19 protein-coding genes are annotated in these 23,515 nt (G+C 65.1%); 9 read left to right on the top strand and 10 right to left on the bottom strand.

Annotation, left to right across the window (positions count from 1 at the left end; all coding sequences use genetic code 11):
• Positions 1-452 precede the first annotated feature (452 nt).
• From ABE454_RS11910 to aguB, 4 genes are all read left to right on the top strand, one after another.
• On the top strand, positions 453-1,562 hold the full coding sequence (locus ABE454_RS11910; protein ID WP_346531926.1) for a capsular biosynthesis protein: 1,110 nt from the start codon (positions 453-455) through the stop codon (positions 1,560-1,562).
• Between the two features lie 168 nt (positions 1,563-1,730).
• Positions 1,731-4,187, top strand: coding sequence for a TonB-dependent receptor (locus ABE454_RS11905; protein WP_346531925.1), 2,457 nt, complete (start codon positions 1,731-1,733; stop codon positions 4,185-4,187).
• Between the two features lie 201 nt (positions 4,188-4,388).
• Entirely contained in the window at positions 4,389-5,390 is a 1,002-nt protein-coding gene (locus ABE454_RS11900; RefSeq protein ID WP_346531923.1) for an agmatine deiminase family protein, read from the top strand.
• Positions 5,390-6,256: an N-carbamoylputrescine amidase gene (gene aguB / locus ABE454_RS11895; protein ID WP_346531921.1), complete on the top strand. Its 867-nt coding sequence runs from the start codon at positions 5,390-5,392 to the stop codon at positions 6,254-6,256. The genes ABE454_RS11900 and aguB overlap by 1 nt, the downstream gene beginning before the upstream one ends.
• Before the next feature lie 88 nt (positions 6,257-6,344).
• Here aguB and ABE454_RS11890 read toward each other — a convergent pair whose 3' ends face one another.
• The 7 genes from ABE454_RS11890 to ABE454_RS11860 form a co-directional block, all read right to left on the bottom strand.
• A complete protein-coding gene (locus ABE454_RS11890; protein WP_346531919.1) occupies positions 6,345-9,275 on the bottom strand; it encodes a TonB-dependent receptor domain-containing protein in 2,931 nt (976 codons plus the stop codon).
• A 234-nt stretch (positions 9,276-9,509) separates the two neighbouring features.
• A complete protein-coding gene (locus ABE454_RS11885) occupies positions 9,510-10,481 on the bottom strand; it encodes a right-handed parallel beta-helix repeat-containing protein (protein ID WP_346531918.1) in 972 nt (323 codons plus the stop codon).
• The gene (locus ABE454_RS11880) at positions 10,481-11,314 is read right to left on the bottom strand and encodes a phosphatase PAP2 family protein (RefSeq protein ID WP_346531916.1); all 834 of its coding nucleotides are present in this window, start codon (positions 11,312-11,314) and stop codon (positions 10,481-10,483) included. The genes ABE454_RS11885 and ABE454_RS11880 overlap by 1 nt, the downstream gene beginning before the upstream one ends.
• The gene (locus ABE454_RS11875; protein ID WP_346531914.1) at positions 11,311-11,826 is read right to left on the bottom strand and encodes a hypothetical protein; all 516 of its coding nucleotides are present in this window, start codon (positions 11,824-11,826) and stop codon (positions 11,311-11,313) included. The genes ABE454_RS11880 and ABE454_RS11875 overlap by 4 nt, the downstream gene beginning before the upstream one ends.
• Before the next feature lie 71 nt (positions 11,827-11,897).
• Positions 11,898-12,218, bottom strand: coding sequence for a ribonuclease (locus ABE454_RS11870; RefSeq protein WP_346531913.1), 321 nt, complete (start codon positions 12,216-12,218; stop codon positions 11,898-11,900).
• Positions 12,219-12,372: 154 nt separating this feature from the next.
• Entirely contained in the window at positions 12,373-13,425 is a 1,053-nt protein-coding gene (locus ABE454_RS11865; RefSeq protein WP_346531912.1) for a 1,9-bis(guanidino)-5-aza-nonane synthase, read from the bottom strand.
• Positions 13,426-13,551: 126 nt separating this feature from the next.
• Positions 13,552-14,814, bottom strand: coding sequence for a type III PLP-dependent enzyme (locus ABE454_RS11860; RefSeq protein WP_346531910.1), 1,263 nt, complete (start codon positions 14,812-14,814; stop codon positions 13,552-13,554).
• A gap of 218 nt (positions 14,815-15,032) precedes the next feature.
• Here ABE454_RS11860 and ABE454_RS11855 point away from each other — a divergent pair, with 218 nt between their 5' ends.
• The 5 genes from ABE454_RS11855 (at position 15,033) to ABE454_RS11835 (ending at position 20,172) form a co-directional block, all read left to right on the top strand.
• Positions 15,033-16,265: a DUF2254 domain-containing protein gene (locus tag ABE454_RS11855; RefSeq protein ID WP_346531908.1), complete on the top strand. Its 1,233-nt coding sequence runs from the start codon at positions 15,033-15,035 to the stop codon at positions 16,263-16,265.
• A gap of 109 nt (positions 16,266-16,374) precedes the next feature.
• Positions 16,375-17,169, top strand: coding sequence for a phosphonate ABC transporter ATP-binding protein (gene phnC / locus ABE454_RS11850; RefSeq protein WP_346531907.1), 795 nt, complete (start codon positions 16,375-16,377; stop codon positions 17,167-17,169).
• On the top strand, positions 17,166-18,173 hold the full coding sequence (phnD, locus tag ABE454_RS11845; RefSeq protein ID WP_346531905.1) for a phosphate/phosphite/phosphonate ABC transporter substrate-binding protein: 1,008 nt from the start codon (positions 17,166-17,168) through the stop codon (positions 18,171-18,173). Before phnC ends, phnD begins: the two co-directional genes overlap by 4 nt.
• Positions 18,170-18,982: a phosphonate ABC transporter, permease protein PhnE gene (gene phnE / locus ABE454_RS11840; protein ID WP_430826239.1), complete on the top strand. Its 813-nt coding sequence runs from the start codon at positions 18,170-18,172 to the stop codon at positions 18,980-18,982. Before phnD ends, phnE begins: the two co-directional genes overlap by 4 nt.
• 116 nt (positions 18,983-19,098) lie before the next feature.
• Complete coding sequence (locus ABE454_RS11835) at positions 19,099-20,172, top strand: substrate-binding domain-containing protein (RefSeq protein WP_346531903.1); 1,074 nt, start codon at positions 19,099-19,101, stop codon at positions 20,170-20,172.
• 80 nt (positions 20,173-20,252) lie between these two features.
• Here the strand turns inward: ABE454_RS11835 and ABE454_RS11830 are convergent, their stop codons facing one another.
• From ABE454_RS11830 to ABE454_RS11820, 3 genes are all read right to left on the bottom strand, one after another.
• The gene (locus ABE454_RS11830; protein WP_346531901.1) at positions 20,253-21,122 is read right to left on the bottom strand and encodes a WcbI family polysaccharide biosynthesis putative acetyltransferase; all 870 of its coding nucleotides are present in this window, start codon (positions 21,120-21,122) and stop codon (positions 20,253-20,255) included.
• Positions 21,119-22,117, bottom strand: a complete 999-nt coding sequence (locus ABE454_RS11825; RefSeq protein ID WP_346531899.1) for a GSCFA domain-containing protein — start codon at positions 22,115-22,117, stop codon at positions 21,119-21,121. The genes ABE454_RS11830 and ABE454_RS11825 overlap by 4 nt, the downstream gene beginning before the upstream one ends.
• A gap of 75 nt (positions 22,118-22,192) precedes the next feature.
• Complete coding sequence (locus ABE454_RS11820) at positions 22,193-23,278, bottom strand: glycosyltransferase family 4 protein (protein ID WP_346531897.1); 1,086 nt, start codon at positions 23,276-23,278, stop codon at positions 22,193-22,195.
• Positions 23,279-23,515: the final 237 nt, after the last annotated feature.

Here is a 23,515-nt window from a genome sequence, read left to right as displayed (position 1 = left end):
TGGACGGCAAGGGCAAGACCGACCTGGCCAAGCCGACCGCCGACGGCGTGCGTGAGCCGCTGAACCGTCGCGCGACGGTCGACATCAACTTCTAAGACTGAGGGGGCCGGGAAACCGGCCTCCAAAGCCTGTGAGTGTTGAGAATGAGGCCGCCGAGCTCTAGTCTGGGTTCGGCGGCTTTTATTTTTACTTCGGCGGCGTCACTTTCTAAGTTGACGGTCGAATTCGCTTTTATCTGAGCTTTTAACGAATCTGCGCCTTCTTGTATGAAGGGCTGCCTCGAGAGATATCAGCGTTTGCTAGCGCCCTTTGACCCAGATCAGTTAGACGCCACGGTACAGATCGCTGTCGATTTGTCTGGCCGCCGTTTCCTTATCGTGTCCGCTCCTTTTGGGCGCTTCGGCCGTGTGCTGGCTCGGGCGATCGAGGCGCGTGGGGGCGAGGCTCGGCGTATGCTGTTCAATGCGGGCGATATTTCGAACTGGGGTCGGGTCGGCGGCATCGCATATCGCGAACGCGCCAGCGACTGGCCGCAGCGGCTCGCTGCTTTGGCTGAAGAATTCACTGACATCATCGTTTTCGGCGAGGGCGGCCCCTATAATCAGGGCGTTCTTTCACAGGCGAAGCGGCTGAAGGCTCGCGTCTGGGTTCTCGAGAACGGCTATTTCCGTCCAGATTGGATCACGCTTGAGCGCGACGGGGTGAACGGCTCCAGCGCCCTGCCTCGATCAGGCGCGGGGTATCCGCCGCCGCCGCCGGAACTGCCGATCTCACGACCGGTCGGCAAAATCCTGCCGCACCACGTCATCAACATCAGCCTGTATCATGCGCTCCAACCGCTGGGCCGACTGATGTTCCCCCATTATCGCCATCCCTATTCGGCGTCGCCCTGGCGGCAATGCCTGGGGCATGTGCGGCGTTATCTGGAACTGGGCATGCGGGCGAGGGGGGCCTGCGACGCGGACCGTCTGCGCGCCAAGGGGCCTTTCTTCATCGCCTGCCTGCAGCGCGACGGCGATGCGCAGTTGCTGCGTTATTCCAGCATCCACGATAACCTGTCCTTCCTGGCGCGTGTCCTGGACAGCTTTGCGGTCGGCGCTCCCGCCGCCAGTCGTCTCGTCATTAAAAACCATCCGCTGGATCCCGGCCTGATCAACCTCGCGCGCGAGACGCGGCGCATGGCCGAAGAACGTGGCCTCAAAGGCCGCGTCGACTTCATCGACGGCGGAAACCTGGCCCAACTTTGTCGGGCTTCCGAAGGCATGGTGGTCAATAATTCCAGCGCGGCATTGTCGGCGCTGGGCTTCGGCACGCCGGTCAAGGTCCTGGGCGACGCCTTCTTTGACTTCGAAGGCCTGACCGACCAGAAGCCGTTGGACGCCTTTTGGAAGACGCCCAGGCCCGCTGATCCCAAGCTGTTCACGGCCTTCCGCGCCTATGTGATCAACCGCACCCAGATCAACGGCAATTATCACGAACCTCGCGCCATGAACGCCACCGCCAACCGTGTGGCGGACGCCTTTGCGACACGGTTGAACCCGCCGTCCATTCCTGTTCGATGATAGGTGTTTTCCGGTGTGGCGCCCATGCCACCCCGTGAGGCCGTCATCGTTCTGTCATCTGAATGTCGCCCCAACTTCCCAGAGCGGCCTTAAATCCCCGACGGACCGAGCGGGCGTTCTTCAGACCCGTTTGCACGGCGTTTCGCCATATCACCGGGATACTGACAGATGACCCTTCGCAAACAGCTTTTCTGGGCGACCACCGCCCTGATGAGCAGCCTCTTCGTCGCCGAAACCGCCTCGGCCCAGTCGACCGGCACTGCCGCCGTCGAAGTCGATCAGGTTGTTGTTACGGGCCGTCGCGGTCCGCGTACGATTGACGGCGCCATGGTGGCCGAAACCGTCGGCAAGTCGCGCTCGACCATCACCCAGGAGTTTATCGACACTCAGGCGTCGGGTCAGACGATCAACGAGATCCTGAACCTCGTTCCGGGCATGAACTTCACCAACAACGACCCCTATGGTTCGTCGGGCGGCAACATCCGTCTGCACGGCTTTGACGGCGCTCGTATCTCGCAGACGTTCGACGGCATGCCGATGAACGACTCGGGCAACTACTCGCTGTACACCAACCAGCAACTGGACTCGGAACTGATCGGTTCGGCTTCGGTCAACACCGGCACCACCGACGCCGACTCCCCGACGGCTTCCGCCACGGGCGGCACCATCAACGTCAACTCGATCAACCCGACGTCGGAGTTCGGCGGCTGGGTCAAGGGCTCGCTCGGCGATTTCAGCTTCAAGCGCGTCATGGCGCTGGTGAACACCGGTGAAGTCGGCCCCTGGGGCACGTCGGCCTGGTTCTCCTACTCGGATCAGTCGTACGACAAGTTCAAGGGCCAGGGCGACCTGGGCAAGATTCAGTACAACTTCAAGGTCTATCAGCCGATCCGCGACAACGGCGACTTCGTCTCGCTGGCTGGTCACTGGAACCGCAACCGCAACAACAACTACAACGGCCCGAACCTGTTCAAGAACCCGGATGGTTCGCTGGGCACGACGGCGGACACCTCGCCGTTCGGCTGGAACGTCGACTACGACCCGACCTACAAGGCGCCGACCTTCGTCAACGGCCAGCGCGATGACGACACAAACTCCAGCAACTACTGGGCTCTGCGCCAGAACCCGTCGGACACGGGCAACCTGCGCGCCCAGTCGCGCTTCACCCTGCGCGAAGGCCTGATCTTCACCTTCGATCCGTCGTTCCAGTACACCTTGGCCACGGGCGGTTCGGGCCAGACGACGCTGAACGAGAACGATGCCCTGTTGCTGGGAACGAAGAAGACCGGCGGCGTCGACCTGAACGGCGATGGGGATACGCTGGACCGTGTTCGTCTGCACGCCACCAACAACACCCATACTCAGCGTTATGGCATCAACACCTCGCTGATCTGGAATCTGGCTGACAACCACTCGCTGCGCGCGGCCTATACGCTGGACCACGCCCGTCACCGTCAGACGGGCCTCTATGGCAAGATCGACTTCTCGAACCCGTCTGAGCCGCGTTTCTTGGATCCGTTCGCGGGCCTGCGTGACGAAGATAACCGCATCTACAACCTGGATGGTTACGCCCTGCGTACGCGCGACCGCCTGTCGTATGCGATCCTGAACCAGTTCGCTCTGGAATATCGTGGTCGCTTCTTTGATGATGCCGTGCGTGTCAACATCGGCGTGCGTGCGCCATTCTTCAAGCGTGAGATGAATCAGTATTGCTACTCGCAATACAAGAACAGCAATGTTCGCTGCACCACGGAAACGCCGACGGGAACCAATGCAAACGGCACGGTAGCCATCGCGGGTAGGGATTACATCAACCCCTATAGCCGTGAGGTGAAGTTTGACGATATTCTTCCGAACGTTAACGTCACCTGGAACATTTCCGGCCCGCACAGTATCTATGGTTCGTACGCCGAATCTCTGACCCTGCCGCGCACGGACAACCTGTACACGGTCTATTTCGACGACGCGGGCGACATCACCTCGCCGATCGCGCGTCCTGAAATGTCGAAGACCTGGGACTTCGGTTACCGCTATCAGACGGGCGTGCTGATCGCCTCGGCCAACGTCTGGTACACCAAGTTCCAGGATCGCATCCTCTCGACCTACGACCGAGAGCTGGACGCCTACTTCGACCGTAACGTCGGCGATGTGGACCTGTACGGCTTCGACTCGCAGATCGGCTTCTCGCCGATGGAAGGTCTGTCGATCTATGCGTCGGCTTCGTACACCGACAGCGAGATCAAGCAGGACTACTATGACGGCTCGACGCTGATCCAGGTCGGCGGCAAGACGCTGGTGGAAGTGCCGGACTGGACCTTCGGTCTGCGCGCCAACTATGAGACCGGCCCGCTGCAGGTCGGCGCTCAGGCCAAGTATGTCGGCGAGCGCTGGCTGACCGACGAGAACGACCTGGCCGTGCCGAGCTACATCACCGTCAATGCCGATGCGCGCTTTGACCTAGGCTACTTCGGCTACAAGAACTCGAGCATCGCCCTGCGGGTGATCAACCTGTTCGACGAGAAGTACTATGGCTCGCTGGGCACCGGCATCAACTCGACCAAGTCGCTGTATGCCTCGCAGGGCGCCCCGCGCACCATCCAGGCGACCGTGACCTACGCCTTCTAAGGACGTAGCGAGGATCTCTGGTATTGAGACAGTGAAGGGCGGTCCGGCGACGGGCCGCCCTTTCTTCTTGCTCGCTCGGTGGCCTTGTCGCGTTGGCGACTGTGGCGCAGCCGCCATTGAACCCGGGGCCGTCAGGGCCTATCTCGCCCCCTTCGTGCTTCATCCCTTTTATGTGGACGTTTTCGCCCCATGACTTCGCCCATGACCCTGCCTGTTCCTGCTGAATGGACGCCGCACCGTGCGATGTGGGTCGGTTGGCCCAGCCACGCCGATCTGTGGGAGGAGAACCTCGAACCGGCCCAGGCCGAGGTCGAGGCGCTGGTCCGCGCCCTGACCGGGCCGGGAGGTGAACAGGTCAAGCTGATGGTCGGCAATGATGAGGCTCTGGCCGACGCTCAGGCGCGTTTCGCCGATGTGGCGGGCGTCACCGTGGTGGCCGGACGGTTCGGCGACATCTGGCTGCGTGACACCGGGCCGATCTTCGGCGCCGGTTCGGCCTCGGCTCAGGCCTTCGTCTTCAATGGCTGGGGCGGCAAATACGACCTGCCGCACGATGACGAGGTCGCCGATCAGATCGGCGAGCAGTCGGGCGTCGCCCTGACCCGCCATGACTTCATTCTGGAAGGCGGCGCTGTCGATCACGACGGCGAGGGCACTGTGCTGACCACGCGCCAGTGCGTGCTGAACCGCAACCGCAACACCGGCTGGACGCAGGAGGCGGCGGAGGCCGCCTTTGCTCAGGCTCTGGGCGCCAGGAAGGTGCTGTGGCTGGGCGACGGCCTGCTGAACGACCACACCGACGGCCACGTCGACAATCTGGCCCGCTTCGTCGCGCCGGGCGTGGTCGCCTGCCCGATCGGCTTCGGGCACAAGGATCCCAACGCGGAAGTCTATGACGAGACGGCGCTGGCGCTGGCCGCGATGACAGACGCCGCCGGCCGCGCGATCAGGGTGCTGCGGATTCCTTCGCCCGGCATGATCCTGGACGAGGACGAGCGCCCGGTCCCGGCCAGCCACATGAACTTCCTGATCGCGGATGGCGCCGTGGTGGTGCCGACCTATGGGAACGACATGGCCGCCCGCATGGCCTGCGAGGCGCTGGCGACCGTCTTCACCGATCGCGAGATCATCCCCCTGCCGTCGACCGCCATCCTGTCGGGCGGCGGTTCGTTCCACTGCATCAGCCAGCAGGAGCCCGCTTGATGACCCGTCAGATCAGCGTCGCCGCCATCCAGACCTCGTACAGCGAGGACATGCAGGCGAACATCGACAAGACCATCGGCTTCATCCGCGAGGCGGCGGCCAAGGGCGCCCAGGTCATCCTGGCGCCGGAGCTGTTCCAGGGGCCGTATTTCTGCGTTTCACAGGAAGAGAAGTGGTTCGGCGCCGCCTATCCGTGGCGGGAGCATCCGGCCGTCACCCAGCTTCAGTCGGTAGCCAAGGAACTGGGCGTGGTCTTGCCCGTCTCGATCTTCGAACGCGAGGGGCCGCACTACTTCAACAGCCTGGTGATGATCGACGCTGACGGCGAGCTGATGGGCGTCTATCGCAAGAGCCATATCCCCGACGGCCCCGGCTATCAGGAGAAGTACTACTTCCGCCCCGGCGACACCGGCTTCAAGGTCTGGAACACGCGCTTCGGCCGCATCGGCGTCGGCATCTGTTGGGACCAGTGGTATCCGGAAACGGCGCGGGCGATGATGCTGCAGGGCGCCGAGGTGCTGCTGTACCCGACGGCCATCGGCACGGAGCCGCATGATGATACTCTGGACACCGCCGCGCCGTGGCGTCGCGCCATGCAGGGCCATGCCGTGTCCAACGTCGTTCCGGTCGTCGGCGCCAACCGGATCGGCCATGAGCAGGTGACCCAGGCGGGGCAGACCTACTACGGCCACTCCTTCATTGCCGACCATCGCGGCGATCTGGTTGAAAGTCTCGACCGTGAAGAAGGCGTGCTGGTTCACACCTTCGACCTGGACTTCCTGGACCGCCATCGCGCGGCCTGGGGCTTCTTCCGCGACCGCCGGACCGACCTGTATGGGGCGCTGGCGACAGGCCGCCCAGCCTGATCGGCCTTTAAAGCAAGCGCATCGCCAGACAAAAAAGAGGCGGAAGACCGGGGTCTTCCGCCTCTCTCATTTTATGCGTTGAACGCTATCAGAACTTCAGCGTGGCGCCGAAGGTGAAGTAGCGGCCGATCGCGTCGTAGGTCTGCGGGAAGGTATTCCCGTTGTTCGCAGCCGTGGTGCCGATTTGCGAACCGACGATCGGCGGCGACTTGTCGAACAGGTTGTTGATCGTCGCCGTCAGACGGACCGTTTGGGTGATGTCCCAGCGGCCGCTCAGGTCGAAGTAGTCGTAGCTGTCGATCTGGGCGTAGTCCGGGAACCACTTGGTGTTGCCCGGCTCGACTTCGACGCCAGACAGGTGGCGCCACATCAGCGAGGCCGAGTAGTCGCCCATCGTCCAGGTCGCGCGGCTGTTCCAGCGTTGCTTGACCTTGGGCTCGCCGCACGACACCGAGTAGTAGCCGACGCAGTCACGCAGCATGGAGGCCGGGTTGGACTGGGTCTCGTGCTTGGTGACGATGTTGCCGTTGACGCTCAGGTCGACACGACCGATGTCCCAGCCGAAGTCGGCCAGTTCAACGCGGTAGTTGGCGGCAAGGTCGAAGCCCGAGACGCGTTCGTTGCCGGCGTTGGTCAACGGACGGATCACGCCCTTGGCGTCGACGCCGTTCAGCGAGCCGTTGGCGGTGCTGCGCTGGATGGCCTTACAGCTGTCGTTAAACGCCAGGGTCGGGTTCAGAGCCTTGTCGTAGCAACCGTTGATGACATCATCCAGGCTGGGGCTGTTGATCGTCTTGTCGATCTTGATGTCATAGTAGTCGAGGCTCAGACGCAGGCTCGGCACGAAGGCCGGTTGCCAGACAGCGCCGATGGTCCAGGTGTCGGCTTCTTCCGGACCCAGGTTCGGGTTGCCGCCCGTTTGCTGGTTGACCTGACCCGAGTTGGGCTTGGCCACATAGCCGATGGCGCCTTCCGGCACGCCGGTCAGGCGGCACAGGTTGCTGAGCGTGCCAGCCGTGTTGGCGTCAGCCGTATTGATCAGGTCCAGTTGGCACGGATCGATGGCGCGGTTGCCCAGGCCCGTGACTTGCGGATTGAACAGTTCGCCGATGTTAGGTGCGCGGGTGGCGCGTTGGTACATGACGCGGACGCGAACGTCCTCGATCGGCGACCAGTCACCGCCCAGCTTGTAGCTGCCGTATTGCGACTTGTGCCCGGCGGCCTTGAACTCGGTCTGGCGGTAGCCAGCTTCCAGGTTCATGCTGTGGATGAACGGCAGGTTCTCGATCAGCGGCACCGCGAATTCGGCGAAGGCTTCACGCATTTCGAACTGGCCGTTGCGATCCGGCACCGGCGCGCCGGTGCCCAGGATTTCGCCGTTAGCTTGCGACGCCGCGTCACCACGGGTGCCTGCGCTGGAACGACGCCATTCGGCGCCGAAGGCGACAGCGATCGGGCGCTCGCTCCACGGGCTGCTCAGTTGGTCAGGCAGGACGCCCGAGATCGAGCCCGAGGCCACGTCTTGCTTGATCGTGGTTTTGCTCATCGACGACAGGTTGATGTAGTCGATCATTTCCTTGGTGATCGTGCCTTCGGGGCCGAAGACGTTGATCGGCACGCAACCCGCGATAGCGGTGGTCGCGCCAGGCACCATGCAGTCGGTCGCCGAGACAGTGTTCAGAGCGTTACGCAGCTTTGACAGCGAGCCCCAGTTACGGCGCGTCAGCAGTTGCTGGGTTTCGCCGTGCGAAACGTAGGCGTCGTAGTTCCAGTCTGCGTTGATGTCGCCGCGCACGCCGGCCAGCAACTGGATGGTCCTGTTTTCGATGTCGACAGGACGGGTGCCCATTTCGGTGAAGCGACGGTTGATGGTCAGGTCCATCATGGTGTCGCCCGCTGCGCCGGCGACGCACTTGGTCGGGTCGATCATCAGGGCGCCGCAGAATTGCTGGCGCATGGCGTCCGGGATGAACGGGTTGCCGATCGGCACCTTATAGGTGTTGCCGAAGGTGCCGCTCGAAGCGTTGTCCAGCGAGACGTCGCTCTGGACGAAGGTCAGGTGGCTGTAGACTTCAGCCGCAGAGTTGATCTTGAAGCTGCCCAGGCCGTTGATCTGGTAGCGGCTCAGCGGCGTCTGATACAGGTTGTACGGGTTGTAGTTATAGCCGGCCGAGTTGTAGTTCGGATGATCCGAACCAATCAGGGCGCCCGTGGTAGGGTCCAGTTCGGCGCCCGACGGCAGGGCGACGCCGCCCTTGACCGGGGTCAGGTCGAAACGGCCGGGAACCGAGGTGCCCGAACCGAGCGGCTTGCCGTTCGTCGACGAGAGCGCGACTTCGCCCCACGGACGGCGGACTTGGTACAGCGGGTCGGTCTTGGTGTAGCCGAAGCTGACGACGGCGTTGCCGCGGTCGTCGGCGAAGTTGCCGCCGACGGTCAGGTCGAACTTGCGACGGACAGCGTCGTCTTCGCCCGAGAAGCCGTAGGATGTGTTGAGCTCAACGCCTTCGAAGTTGTTCTTCAGGACGAAGTTGACCACGCCGGCGACGGCGTCAGCGCCGTACACAGCCGAGGCGCCGCCCGTGACGGTGTCGACGCGCTCGACCAGGGCCAGCGGGATGGTGTTGGTGTCGACGACGCCTTCCAGGTTGAACGGCACCACGCGGCGGCCGTTGATCAGGACCAGCGTGCGGTTGGTGCCCAGACCGCGCAGGTTGATGGTCGCGCCGCCGCCCGAGCCGTTGTTGGTGGCCGAACCGACGGCCGGCACGGCGGCCGGCAGGTCTTTGACCAGCTCTTCCACAGCCACCGGCTGCGACATCGCGATCGATTCAGAGCTCATCGAGGTGATGGGGCTGGAAGCCTCATAACCCGGCTGACGGATGCGCGAGCCGGTGACGACGATGGCGCTGACTTCGGCAACTTCTTCGCCGGCCGATTGGGCGAAGGCCGGGGTTGCGGCCATGAAGCTGAGGGCGGCGCCCCCGATGATGGTCGATGCGAGCAAGGACTCGCGCACAATTCTCTTTGTCAAAAGAGACCCTCTCCTGGAACAAAACAAGCGCGCGTTCCGGCCCGTACAAGAGGGTCGCAAACGCGGCTCGCCACGAAAAAACAGGGCCATTTGGCCTGCCGTCCGGACGTTTAAGGCGAGCGCGTGTGCAAGCAAGTCAGAATTGCGTCAAAAATAGCACAATTCGGAAAAAATTACCCCTACCAGAAGAATATCCGGAAAGAATGGCAAAAAATTCGCTCATTTTCTGGAATTTATACGAACTACGTTCGACGAACCTCCATCTTTATCGTCAATGCTGCTTCCCCACGGATAGCCGCGGTCTTCGTGGCAATAGGGGCGGCGCCCCTGCCGTGCGTTTTCGACGACAAGCCGCGGGCGCAGCGGATTGGCGCCCGTGAAGACATTGTCGGTGATGATGTTGAAGGAGGGCGTCTGGTGCCGGATGACGCCGCGCTCGCCGCAGTTGCGATAGAGGAAGACGCCCGGGCGGCCGCCCAGTTCGAAACGGTTGCCGGTCACATGGTTCCGGGCCGATCCGTCGATGGCGATCATCTCCCGCCGCGTCCGGGTGCGGAACAGATTGTCTTCGATACGGTTGTCCGCGCTTTCGGAGTCCAGATAGAGGGCGGTGGAGACGCTGCGCCCCTCCAGCGTCGAACGGGTCAGGGTCAAGTTCGTGACGCCGGGGCCGACATAAAGCGGGATGGAGCCGGAACCGCGTATGGTCACCGTGTCCAGCGTGACATGGGCGGGGGCGGCGGCCTGCGCCGTTGCCGTGTGGTCCGCCGTGCGCGATGAGGCGCGCAGATCGTCATAGCGGCCGTTGGCGCCCATGCCCCAGACGCGCACGGAGCCGTGGATCAGGCAGCGTTCGATGCGGATATCGGTCGGGCGGCTCCAGCGGTCAGCAGCGAGGCGGCGCGACCAGACGGCGATGCTGGGCGAGCGGGTGCTGACCGGGGCGCCGGGGCGGCCGACCGCGCCGCCTGCGCAGTCCAGTCCTGCGCCGGACGCTTCGGCGCCCTCGATCAGGATCGGGCGCACAACGGCCTGCCCCGGCGTCAGGACCGCGCGGCAGGTGAGGCGATAGGGCGTCTGCGCATCCGCCGTCAGTTCCGCCAGTTCGGCGGCCTCGCACGGGCGGGCGGCGGGCAGGGTCCAGGTCTGCAGGCCGCCGACCAGAACCAGTCCGGCCAGCAGCGCCGCCATCAGGGCAGGGGCGTGGCCAGCGCCCGCGCCTCGGCGGCGCAGCCGGGCGCGGTCGCGCCGCGTGTCCTCAGGGCGACAAGCTCGGCGCGGGCGGCCGCCACATCAGCGGCGAATTCCGGACGGGCGGCGGCGGCGGCGGCGAAGACGGCGCGGCCCAGATCCTCGCCCGCCGCGACATCACGAGGATAGTGCATGGCGCAGACCACGCGGCTCTGGCCGATCTCATGGGCCATGCGACGGATTTCGGCGGCGTGTTCCGGGTCGATCGCGGCGAAGGCCTCGCCATAGACGACGGCGACCGTCGAACTGCCGGATGGATAGGAGGCGCTGCGGCGCCCGGCCTCGCTGACGCGCTGGCAGGCCTGACGCGCGGGATCGTCGCCGACCGGGCGGGCGCGGAAGGCGCGGGCCTTGACCGCCTCGGCGGCCGTATCCGCGTCGTGGAATAGCCGCTGCATCAGCCGGGTCAGTTCAGGCGTCGCCTGCGGATCTATCTGCACGCCCAGCGGACAGTTGAAATGCTGAAGCGCCAGCGGCGCGCGCAGTTCGGCATGGGCCGTGGCCAGAAGCCAGCGGTCGGTGTCTTCCAGCGCCGTCATGCGCGCGGACTGCGCCTTGTCTTCGAGATCGGCGGCGGAGCCGGGCGCAGGCGGCGGCGGCAGGGCGGCGGCCAACTGTTCCAGAACCGGCGCGTCCAGATAGCCGCCCGGCGCAGCGACGGGGCGCTCGGCCTGCGGCCGCAGGGCGGCGGGCGTCCCGGCGCAGGCCGTCAGCAGCAGGGCCGTCGCCGTCAGCAGCAGAAGGCGCGATGCCGTCGCCGGACGTGCGCTCATGCGCCGCCGTTCCAGCTCAACTGCACCGAGGTCACGCCGCCTTCAGCCGGGGCGGCCACGACCTGAAGGCCGGGGCCTTTTTCAGATCGGGCGGAGGCGCCGTAGGCGCGGGCTTCGCCCTGATTCATCGCCATGATCGGGTCCAGCCCGGCGCGCTCGGCGCGCTGGCGATAGAAGTCGATCACCGCATCGGGGGTGGCGTCGGTCGTGAAGGTGACGATGCCGCCGGGGCCGTCCGGGCCGGCGGCGGTCAGGGCCTGTCCGTCGGCTTGCCCGCCCGGATAGATGACGGCGAAGCCGGGCGCACCCTTGATGGCGACAGGCGCAGCGTCGCTCGCCGTGGGGGCTGCAGCATGATTCGAGGCGCCGGAGGATCCCGCGCCGACGTCGCCGGATGCGTCGGCCGTGGCGGCGAGCGCCGATTCCGCTTCAGGCCCGGCCTGACTGCGCTCATTGCACGCCGTCAGGCCGACGCTGAACGCCAAGACTACGGTTGCCACGATACGCTTCATTCAGCCTACGTCCTTAATACCTGCACGGTTAATTTCACCGTGGCCTATCCGTGCGGCGGCAGCAAGGCGGTTCAACCGGTTGGGGCGTCGACATCGTCGCCGGGCTGGCCGGTGGATTTGCGCGCCTGATCGGGGCCGCCTGCCGGGCGCGTCTGGCCTTCGGCCATTTCGCGGCCCTGTCGCGCCAGATCGGCGTTGATGGCGTCCTGATCCGGGTCGATTTCCGAGCCCGACGCCGAGCCGCCGCGCAGCGAACCCGCGCGGGTGTCCGAGCCGGAATCCGTGCCCTGAAGGGCGGTTTTCAGCGCGTCTTCGATATGGCCGCGATCAGGCTTCTCGCCCATGTCGGAGGCTTCGCGGGCGTCGGTGTTGTCGGGTGTCGGGTCGGTCATGGCGATCTCCTCTGTCACGAAGAAGAAGCGGACCGGCCGCCGGTAGGTTCCGGGATGCGGCTCATGGAAAAGGGCCGATGGATCGCTCCATCGGCCCCGTTTCCGTTCGCGGGATGGGGGGAGGGACGAACCCTCCCGACCGCTCTCTGTCGTCTTATTTGACGAACAGCTTGTTCCAGCGGCGCGGCTGGCGCTTCTTCCAGGTTTCGCGGTGATAGGCGTCCGAACCGATCAGCGGCACGACGGTCGTGGCTTCGGCATAGACCATCTGTTCGTAGGTGGTCTGGACCTTGCCCCACGAGGCGGCTTCCTGCAGCGTCGAGGACGAGCAGGCGCCGTCGCGCACGTCAGCGACCGTGATCTGCACGGCATAGCGGTGCATGTCGGCCTCGACGCCGAGGATTTCGGCGCAGACGACGGTGTCCTGGGCGAAGTTCTTCGGCACGCCGCCGCCGACCATGAACAGGCCCGTGACGCCCGCCGCGATCTTGATGTCGGTCAGTTCACGGAAGTCCGCGACCGCGTCGATCATCATGTAGGGCTTGCCCTCGGCCATGCGCTCCTTCTGGTGCTTGACCAGGCCGAAACCGGCCGAGGAGTCGACGAAGGCCGGGCAGAAGATCGGCGCGCCTTCTTCATAGGCGGTCTGGATCAGCGAGCCGGGCTTCTTGGCGTTGCCTTCCGACAGCCACTTGCCCATTTCCCAGATGAACTCGCGCGAGGAATAGCCGCGCGGCTCCAGGCGGCTGGCGATCTCATAGATCGCATTGTCGCAGGCCTGCAGTTCTTCTTCGTCGATGTAGGTGTCGTAGATGCGGTCGATGTAGTGCGAGCGCAGGATGTTGTCGTCCACCTCGCCGGCGGCCTGATAGTGTTTGTAGCCAAGGGCCTCGAAGAAATCCATGTCGACGATGGAGGCGCCGGTGGCGACCACGGCGTCGACCATGCCGAACTTCACCATGTCGCGGTAGACGTCCATGCAGCCGCCGGCCGAGGTCGAACCGGCCAGGATCAGCCACGGGGAGCAGGCCTCGTCTTCCAGGGCCATGTTGAAGATGTCGGCCGCGCGGGCGGTGTCGCGCGAGCTGAAGGACATCTTGCGCATGGAATCGATGATCGGGCGCGCGTCGAAGCTGGTGATGTCGATGTGCTCGACAGTGGTGGCCAACAGCTCCGCCTTGGCGTTGGAACGAACCGGTGCGTTCATCTCTCGGGTTTCCCTTTGGTTTGAGCGCCCGTCGTCAATAAGGAACAGCGGCCCGGACGGAGCGACGGGCCGCTGCTTGTATCAAAGCCTTGAGACATTTTTCAGTTCAAGGCGTGATGCGTTGGATCAGCGCTTGCGCTTGCGCTGACCGGCCTTGCCCTTGGGGCGCGACAGGCGGACGACCTTGCGGGCGTTCTCCTCGGCCGTGGTGCGCACGGTCGGGATGGAGCGCGGCGCCAGGCCGTACATCGAACCCATGGGGGCGTCCTCGACCACGGCGATCTCATGCTCGCCATAGCCGTTGAAGCCGGTCGTCATGGCCACGCCATAGGCGCCCAGCATGCCGATCTCGATGAAATCGCCTTCCTTGACGTCGGCAGGCAGCCAGAACGGACCGGGCATATGGTCGATGCTGTCGCAGGTCGGACCATAGAAGCGGAAGGGCTTCAGCTCCGACGACGATTCACCGTCCCGGACCAGCTTGGTCGGGAAGGGCCAGCGCGAGTGGGTGGCGTCGAACAGCGAGCCGTACGACCCGTCGTTCAGATAAAGAGCATCGCCCTTGCGCAGGTCCACGCGGCACAGCACCGACGACGATTCCGCCACAAGCGCCCGGCCGGGTTCGCACCACAGCTCGGTGGTTTCCGACACCGGCATCTCGTTGAAGCCGCGATGGATGGCGTCGGCGTATTCGCTCAGGTCCGGCGGGACCATGCCCGGATAGACCGAAGGGAAGCCGCCGCCGACATCGACGATGTCGACAAAGACGCCCGCCTTCTTGATGGCGCGGCCGACCTGCGTCATCGCCGCCTCATAGGCCGAGGGGCGCATGCACTGCGAACCGACGTGGAACGACACGCCCATCAGGCCGTCCTTGACCGCATGGCGCGTGGCCAGCAGCAGGGCCGGGGCCTGATCCGGGGTGACGCCGAACTTGCCCGTCAGCGAATAGGCGGCGCCGTCGGCCGACACGCCCATGCGCACGATCAGGTTCAGATCCTCGGCGTGGCCGGTGGCCTCAAGGATCTTGTTCAGTTCGTCGTGGCTGTCGAGCACGAAGGTACGCACGCCGTGGTCGGCATAGGCCGCACGGATGGCGCCGCGGCTCTTGACCGGGTGCATGAAGGCCAGACGCGCGTCAGGGCTGACCGACCGAACCAGTTCGATCTCGGCCAGGGACGCGACGTCGAAGGCGTTGACGCCCTGCTCGACCAGAATCTCGATGATCCAGCGCGAAGGGTTCGCCTTCACCGCATAGAAGACGTCGGCTTTTAGATTATCCTGGAACCACTGCGCCGCTACGGCAACGGAGCGAGGGCGCACGAGTGCGACCGGACGCTCCGGGGACCGCTGACGGACCAGGTCCAGGGGAAGCTGGTACGTGTGCAACTCACGTAACCCCCTGATGATTGTTAAACCCAGACCCGGCGTTAGCGGCGCAAGTAGGACCTACGGGGTCCGCCGGAACGCGCGATATGGGGTCATTGGCCTGTCATGTAAAGTGGAAAAATTGCGGCAGGGCCTCGATGCGCGGCGACGCGACGCCGCAGGAAGGGGGCGGCAACCCGCGCGCAGGCGGCGCGTTGGGCGACGGTGGGAGGCTCTGCATGAACCGTTGGCTGTTTCTGATCCAAAGGACGTCGCGCCAGCTGTGGTGGCGCGCCAGCCTCTATGCGCTTTTCGGCGTGCTGGCGGCCCTGCTGGCGGCGGTCGGCGCCCCCTATGTCCCGGAGGCGCTGGCCGACCGGCTGGGCGGATCGTCGGTCGAGGCGGTGCTGACCATTCTGGCGTCCAGCCTGCTGGCGGTGGCGACCTTTTCGCTGGGCGCCATGGTGACGGCCTACACCAGCGTGTCTTCCTCGGCGACGCCGCGCGCAGCGGCGCTGGTGACCGGCGATGAAAGCACCCAGAAGTCGCTGGCCACCTTCGTCGGCGCCTTCCTCTATTCTGTGGTCGGGGTGACGGCGATCAACGCCGAATATTACGGGCCGGGCGGCCGGGCGATCCTCTTTATATTAAGCTTGGCTGTTGTGGCGCTGGTCGCCTTTCGCCTGCTGGCCTGGGTCAGCCGCCTGACCAGTCTGGCGCGCCTGGGCCACACCATCGCCCAGGTCGAGGCGCGCACGGCCGCCGCCATGCAGGCCTATGCCCGTTCGCCCCGTCTGGGCGGCGCCGAGGGCCACGTCGCCGACGGCGTCGAGATCGGCAGCGCGGCGGCGGGCCATGTCCAGAACATCGACGTCCATCTGCTGCAGTCGCTGGCCGAGGCGCAGGACCGTCAGGTGGAAGTGCTGGTGCGCCCGGGCGCCTTCATGATGCGCGGCCAGCCTCTGGCCCGGCTGTCGGGCGGGCGCCCTGACGAAGAGGGGCTGGCGGCGTGGCGCGAGGCCTTCATTCTGGATGCCGATCGCACCTTCGATCAGGATCCTCGCTATGGGCTGATCGTGCTGGGTGAGATCGCGGCCAAGGCGCTGTCGCCCGGCATCAACGACGCGGGCACGGCCATTCAGGTCATCAGCACGGGCGCGCGCCTGCTGGATGACTGGGCTCTGACCTGTCAGGGGGCCGAGGGCGACAGCGGAAGCTGCAATCGCCTGTTCGTGCCGTTGGTGTCGGCGCGCGACATGGTCGAGGACCTTTACGCCCCCATCATCCGCTACGGCTCGTCGGATGTCTCGGTAGCGATCAAGATGCAGAAGACGCTGGCGGTGCTGTCGCAACGCGACGGCGATCTGGGCCGGGCGGCGCAGCACGCGGCGCAATGGGCGCGTGAGGCGGCGCTGAGAAAGCTGGACGATCCCGTCGATCGGGCCGCCTTCGAAGATGACACGGGGGTGTGAGACCGCGCCGCACTGGACGAAATCGACGCAGACATGCCATTAAGACTTGCCCTTGCGCTCGTCTCGCGTCATGCGGCGCCCCCTTTGTCGCAACCTCATCCATGGGTTCATGAGTTCTTCAACAGCCGCCGTCGCGTCCGTACGCGACGTCTCGAAGACCTACGGGGCCAGAAAGGCGCTCGACGGCGTGTCCGTCGAGGTCGGCGCCGGTGAAATGGTCGCCCTGATCGGTCCGTCCGGTTCGGGCAAGTCCACCCTGCTGCGCTCGATCACCGGCCTGCACCCGATCGATCCGGGCGGAAGCATCTCCGTCTTCGGCGATGTGGTTCAGCAGAACGGCCGCGTCACGGGCGCCGTGCGCCTGGCCCGCAGCCGTCTGGGCATGATCTTCCAGCAGTTCAATCTGGTGGGGCGTCTGAGCCTGTTCTCCAACGTCATGCTGGGCGCGCTGGGCCGTCTGCCGTCGTGGCGCGGCCTGTTCGGCGTCTGGCCGAGCGCGGACAAGGACAAGGCCATGGCCGCCCTGCACCGCGTCGGCGTGTCCGACTATGCGGCCCAGCGCGCCAACACCCTGTCGGGCGGCCAGCAGCAGCGCGGCGCCATCGCCCGCGCCATCGTTCAGGGCGCCAAGGCCATTCTGGCCGACGAACCCGTCGCCTCGCTGGACCCGGTGTCGGCCCGCAAGGTGATGGAGCTGCTGGTCGAGCTGAACAAGCGCGACGGCATGGGCGTCATCGTCACCCTGCACCAGGTGGACTACGCCATCCGCTACTGCGACCGCGTCGTCGCCCTGCAGAAGGGCAAGGTGGTCTACGACGGCCCGTCCACCGGGCTGGACACCAAGCGCCTGATCGAAATCTACGGTCCCGAATACGAGGACGCGTTCTGGGAAGCCAAGGCATGACCCATTCCAAACTGACCCGCCGGATGCTGGGCGCCGCCGTCGCCGCGACGCTGACCCTCGGTCTGGCCGCCTGCGGCAAGGGCGACGAAAAGGCGCCGGGCGCCGCGCCGTCGGAAATCACCTTCTCCATCCTGTCGGCGGAAGGCCAGGCCTCGGCCGGGCCGCTGTGGCAGCCGCTGCTGGACGATATGTCCAAGGCCATCGGCGTGCCGGTGAAGCCCTATTTCGGCTCGAACTACACCGTGCTGGTCGAGGCCATGCGCGGCAACCACACCCAGGTCGGCTGGTTCTCGGCCAAGCCCGAGGTTGAGGCCATCGACCGCGCCAACGCCGAGGTCATCGCCCGCACGGTCAACCGTGAAGGGCTGGATTCCTATCAGTCGACCCTGATCGTCAAAAAGGGCTCGGGCATCACGCTGGACAAGGTGCTGGCCTGCGGCAAGGTCTACAACTTCGGAATCGGCGACGCCCAGTCGACCTCGGGCACGCTGGCGCCCATGACCTTCCTGTTCAACGAGCGCGGCGTCGTCCCGGCCCAGTGCTTCAAGACGGTGCGTTCGGCCAATCACCAGGCCAACGCCTTCGGCGTCGCCACCGGCGTCATCGACGTGGCCACCTCGAACAGCGTCAACCTGATCTTCATGCGCCGCGAGAACGCCCAGCTGGCCGATCAGATCGAGGAAATCTGGACCTCGCCCCCGGTGCCCGAGAGCGGCATCGTCGTGCGTCAGGATCTGGACCCGGCCATCAAGGAAAAGATCCGCGGCTTCTTCCTGACCTATGGCCAGGGCGAGGGCGCCGAGGCCGAGCGTCAGCGCAAGGTGCTGGCGAATCTGGAATATTCCCGCTTCGCCCCGGCCGATGATTCCTATCTGAACCCGATCCGCGAAATGATCGCCGACCAGAAGCGCGCCGAGGCCGAGGCCAAGGGCGACAAGGCCGGCGCCGCCGCTGCGACCGCCGAAATTCAGCGCCTGCGCAGCCTGCGTGAGGTTCAACCTTGACCTCGGCGCCGCTTACGGCCTCGGCGGTTCCGTCTGCGCCGCGCAAGTCCGCCCTGTCCTGGGCGCTGGACATGCTGGTGTGGGGCGGGATCGCCGTCGTCCTGCTGTACAGCATCGATGCGGTCGATCTGGGCAATGTCTCGCGCCTGTTTTCGGGCAATGAGAGCACCCGGCTGTTCGTTCAGGACCTGCTGCGGCCGGACTTCTCCGACTGGAAGCTGTTCGTCGCCAAGATGTGGGAGACGGTCCAGATCGCCCTGTGGGGCACCTTCCTGGCCGTGCTGGTCGGCATTCCGCTGGGTCTGGCGGCCGCCCGCAACATGGCGCCCGTCTGGGTCGTGACGCCGGTGCGCTGGGTGATGAACCTGCTGCGTTCGGTGCCGGATCTGGTGATCGGCCTGCTGTTCGTCACCGCCGTGGGCCTCGGCCCGCTGGCGGGGGTTCTGGCCATCGCCCTGAATACGGCGGGCGTTCTGGCCAAGCTGTTTTCCGAAGCGGTCGAGTCGATCGACAAGGGCCCGGTCGAAGGCGTGCGCGCCACCGGCGCCTCCAAGCTGCACGAGATCGTCTGGGGCGTGATCCCCCAGGTGGCGCCGCTGTGGACCTCCTTCGCCCTCTACCGTTTCGAATCGAACAGCCGCTCGGCCACCGTGCTGGGCCTGATCGGGGCGGGCGGCATCGGCCAGGTGCTGTTCGACAGCATGAACGCCTTCAACTTCAAGGCCGTGTCCGCCATCGTCATCATCGTGGTCATCGCCGTGACCCTGATCGACACCCTGTCGCAGGTCATGCGCAGACGCCTGCTCTGACGGCGGCGTCATAAGGCCGCGCACAGGTTTCCACTGACTGTCACAAAGGTCTGGCCGGACCGTCACAATCTCCTGCTTTAAGCGTCGCACACTGACGACTTGGAGAAGGTCCGGCCATGATCCGCACACTGAAGTTCACGGCCTGCGCGGCCGCCCTGCTGGCCCTGGCGGCCTGCGGAAACAATGAGGGCGGCGCCGCCCCCGGCTCGCAGAAGGCCCGCACGGGCATCTGGTCGGCCGGTTCCTCGACCGTCTTCCCCTTCTCGACCCGCGTGGCGGAAACCTTCGCCCGCAACGGCGGCGGCTCGGCCCCCCGCGTTGAAGCGCTCGGCACCGGCGGCGGCATTCAGGCCTTCTGCGCCGGCGTAGGCCCCTCGACCCCGGATATCGCCAACGCCTCGCGCCCGATGAAGCAGAGCGAGTTCGACCGCTGCGTCGCCAACGGCGTCACCGACATCGTCGAGATCAAGATCGGCTATGACGGCATCGTCGTCGCCACCGCCCGCACCGGCGCCAGCTTCAACCTTGAACTGAACGACCTCTATGAGGCCCTGGCCAAGGAAACGCCGGGCGCCGACGGCCAGTTGGGCCCCAATGCGGCCAAGACCTGGAACGACGTCAACAAGGCCCTGCCGACCACCCGCATCCAGGTCTACGGGCCGCCGCCGACCTCGGGCACGCGCGACGCCTTCCTGGAGCTGGGCATGGCGCCGGGCGCCAAGCTGATCCCGGCCGTCGCCGCCATCGAAAAGCAGGACAAGACCCGCTTCGAGACCGTGGCCCACACCCTGCGCGAAGACGGCGCCTGGATCGACGCGGGCGAGAACGACAACGCCATCGTCCAGACCCTGAGCCGCACGCCCGGCTCCATCGGCGTGTTCGGCTTCTCCTTCCTGGAGCAGAACATGGACACGGTGAAGGCCGAGACCATCGACGGCGTGGCCCCCTCGGTCGCCACCATCGCCGATGGCTCCTACCCGCTGGCCCGCAGCCTCTACATCTACGTCAAGAAGGCCCACATCGGCGTGACGCCGGGCCTCGAACAGTTCGTGCAGGAGTTCATCTCGGACGGCTCCGCCGGTCGCGGCGGCTATCTGCAGGACCGCGGTCTGGTGCCGCTCCCGACCGAGGCGCTGGCCGCCGAACGCGCCAAGGCCGCCGCCATGACCTCGATGCCCCGTCCGAACTGAGGCAGGCCTAGCTGAAAATACCGCCTGCGGGAGCGCTCCTGGGGGCGGTTTTTTTGTAACGCTAGACCCTGAAATCGCGCCTAGCGGCTGGGTGTAACGTGTGAACGAATGAACTCGCGCGCGCGCAGGATAGCCTGTTCGCCAGGGTCGCCGGACTGGCCCAGCGAGCGATCGCCTAGACGATCAAGCCCATCGAAGACCCGGCGGGCCACCGCCTCCATGTCGGCTGTATCCCAGGAGGCGGGCGTCGGCGTCCATCCCCCGCGCCGAGCAAGGTCCGGATAGTCAGGCCAGACCGGGCCGCGCGCCAGTACGTCTTCCGGCAATGGAGCGGACGTCTCGCGAGGAATACCCGACAGATCCAACGCCTGGCTGGCTACCGATTGGAGCACTGCCACCTTGGGATGGTTGATGGTGTGCATAAAGGATTCCGTCGGGCCGTTCAGAGCGGCGGAAAAATCATAGCCGAGCCGTTCGGCCTGAACGGCAAGCAGCGCGGCGGCTTCGTTGTATGCGTCGAAATAGCCTAACGCGGCATAGCTGAAGGCGTTGAAGAGGCCTGCGGCTCGAACGGGAGAAAGCCCTTCGACCCAGGCGGCGCACAGCAGGGCGGAGTGATAGGGGCCGACGACGCCATCCACCGCCTGCCCCTTGCGGATGACGTAGACGCAGTCGGGGTGGAAGCCGCGAAAGAGAATCGGCGGCCAGCGACGCAACGGCGCCTGGCATCGCTCAAGGATGACGGCGAAGAGAGTCTCCAGACGAGGCTGATCCTGAATGAAGATCAGGTCGCATGTCTCCATCTCGGCGGCGACGGTCGCCACGAGGTCGGGATTGTCGCCCGCCGCCAGAGACAGGCCATGTGCCGTCACGTCGATCTGAGGTGCGAACAGGCGAATGCACTGGGCGACGCCCTGAGTCTGACAGTTGCCGAGCACGCCGATCTTCATGCTCGATCTATCGCTTCTTCATCACAGACAATGTTCTGCAGGGCCGCGTACTCCTGCGCCGCCGTTGTCGTTGGCGCAGACGGAACGATAGGTGCGGGCCGGGGCGTAGAGCCGACTATGTCGCCGAGATAGTGGCGATTGAAAACCTTCATGACCTGGGCCACGCCTTCTGGAAGGACGCTGCGCAGGTCCTGGCCAAAATAGCGCCCTCGGCTCTGGGGGCCGGTTATGATTTCGTAGCTTGGAAAATAGTCGACCCCCGGATGTTCGCGCACGATCGTCTCAGCGGCGACGCGAAGCACGGACTTGCTGTAGGTCGTGGCCGACAGAACGTGGCGGTCGCTGAACGTAGCGACCAGGGAAACGGGTGAGACAGTGAGCAACACCCGCAAGCTCGGGTTGAGAATCCGCGCAAGGTTCACGAAGCCCGTCAGGTCATCGACGATGTCCTGAACGTTGAAGTTTCGGGGTTGGATCAGATTGGGCCGAGGCGCATCTCCTGCAACGCCGGGCGCCAGGGGGAAAATGGCGCCATCCTCCAACGACGCCCAGGCTTCGGTCAGTCCCAGAGTGAAGATGAAGACGTCGGCCTGTTCGAACATGGATCGCACGCAATCCAGGTGCCGCTCGCGGTCGGCCAGCATGGCGTCCAGACTGTCGAACCCCCGAGGCTCGATCTGAGGCCGGAAGGGGTCCACGAAACGATCGCCAGAACGCCAAGCCGCTTCGGCCGGAGCAAACAGGCCGAAGGCGCGCTGGAACAATTGCAGCAGTTGGCGTGCGGTGTAGATGTTGCCGAAACGGGCCGGATAGACGCCGTAGTTCCGCTCTTCTTCGCCCGGCTCGGTGATCAGGTAGCCGAAGCCCTTGGTCTGCAAGGCCCTGGATATGTGCTGGGCGAAGCAGCTTCCGGCGGTGGCGATCTGATCTTCACGCCTGAGAGTGAACTGCGGCTTGACGACAGGGTCTACGTCATCAGCAGGAGTCTGAGCCATCGCTCGGGACCAGAAGGCGTGGCCAGGCTGCGAGCGGTAGGGATTTTGGCCTGGGCTGACCATGTCGCTTTCCTGTCAGGCTGCGACGCGCCGCCGCAGTCGCGCCACACGGCGCAGGCGGCGCCAGAAGCGGCCGCGCGCGGGTTCGGGATAGGGTTGCAGGTTCTCGATGAACTGCTCGGCTGAAGCGCGCCAGCTGAACTTCTCGGCGTAGGCGCGGACGTCCTTGCGATCCAGTTCGAGGCATTTCAGGCAGGCGGTCTTCAGGTCGTCGTCGATGAAGCCTGCGCCCGAGCCGGGGATCAGGTCGATCGGGCCATGCGCCGGATAGGCGGCGACCGGCGTGCCCGTGCCCATGGCCTCCAGGATCACCAGGCCGAAGGTGTCGGTCCAGCTGGGGAAGACGAAGACGTCGGCGTCCGCGAAGCAGCGCGCCAGATCCTCGCCGAACCGGGCGCCGAGGAATTTCGCGTCCGGATATTTCTCTTCCAGTTCGGCGCGCGCCGGGCCGTCGCCGACGATGATCTTGGTCCCCGGCAGGTCCAGTTTGAGGAAGGTCTCGATGTTCTTTTCGACCGCTACCCGGCCGACGTTCAGGAAGAAGGGGCGGGGCCAGTTCTCGGCGCCCATCTCCTTATAGATCGGCTCCAGATCGGGGCGGAACAGATCGGTATCCACGCCGCGCGTCCACGGCGAGACGTTCTTGAAGCCATGCTCGACCAGTTCGTCGCGCAGGGTCGGGGTGGCGACCATCAGCCGTCCCGACGGCTTGTGGAACCACTTCATATAGGCGTAGCCGACCTGCACCGGGATCGGGAAACGGGCCGAGACGTATTCCGGGAATTTGGTGTGATAACTGGTCGTGAACGGCAGCTTCCACTCCACGCAGATGCGGCGCGTGGCGATGCCCAGCGGCCCCTCGGTGGCGATATGGACAGCCTCGGGCTCAAAGGCGCGCAGACGTTCGCGGATCTCTTCCTCGGCGCCCAGCGCGAGACGGATCTCCGGATAGGTCGGGCAGGGAATCGTCTTGAACTGGCTGGGTTCGATGACCTCCACCTCATGACCCATGGCGCGGCACTCGGCCACGGTGCGGGTCAGGGTGCGGACGACGCCGTTGACCTGGGGCTCCCAGGCGTCGGTGACCAGAACGATGCGCATGAAGTCGAGTGGGCCCCTGGCCGTTTCGTCGAGCAGGCCCTTCTAGACGTTCCGCATGACGAAGGCGAGACGGCATGATAAAGCGGCGCCTGAACGGGGTTCACCTCTTCGCGAACGGCGTCTTGAGCCGAAGCTCATTTCCGCGTGTGGGAAATGACAGAAGATTTTGCTTTTTCTTGAATTTTATACGTCGCCTGCGGCAATGATGCGCTGCACATTCGGCCATTCTCCCCATAT

Source organism: Brevundimonas diminuta (genome assembly GCF_039673845.1).
Taxonomy (GTDB): domain Bacteria; phylum Pseudomonadota; class Alphaproteobacteria; order Caulobacterales; family Caulobacteraceae; genus Brevundimonas; species Brevundimonas diminuta_E.
The sequence above is the reverse complement of the archived record's forward strand: the minus strand, read 5'-3'. Positions and strand labels throughout refer to the sequence as shown.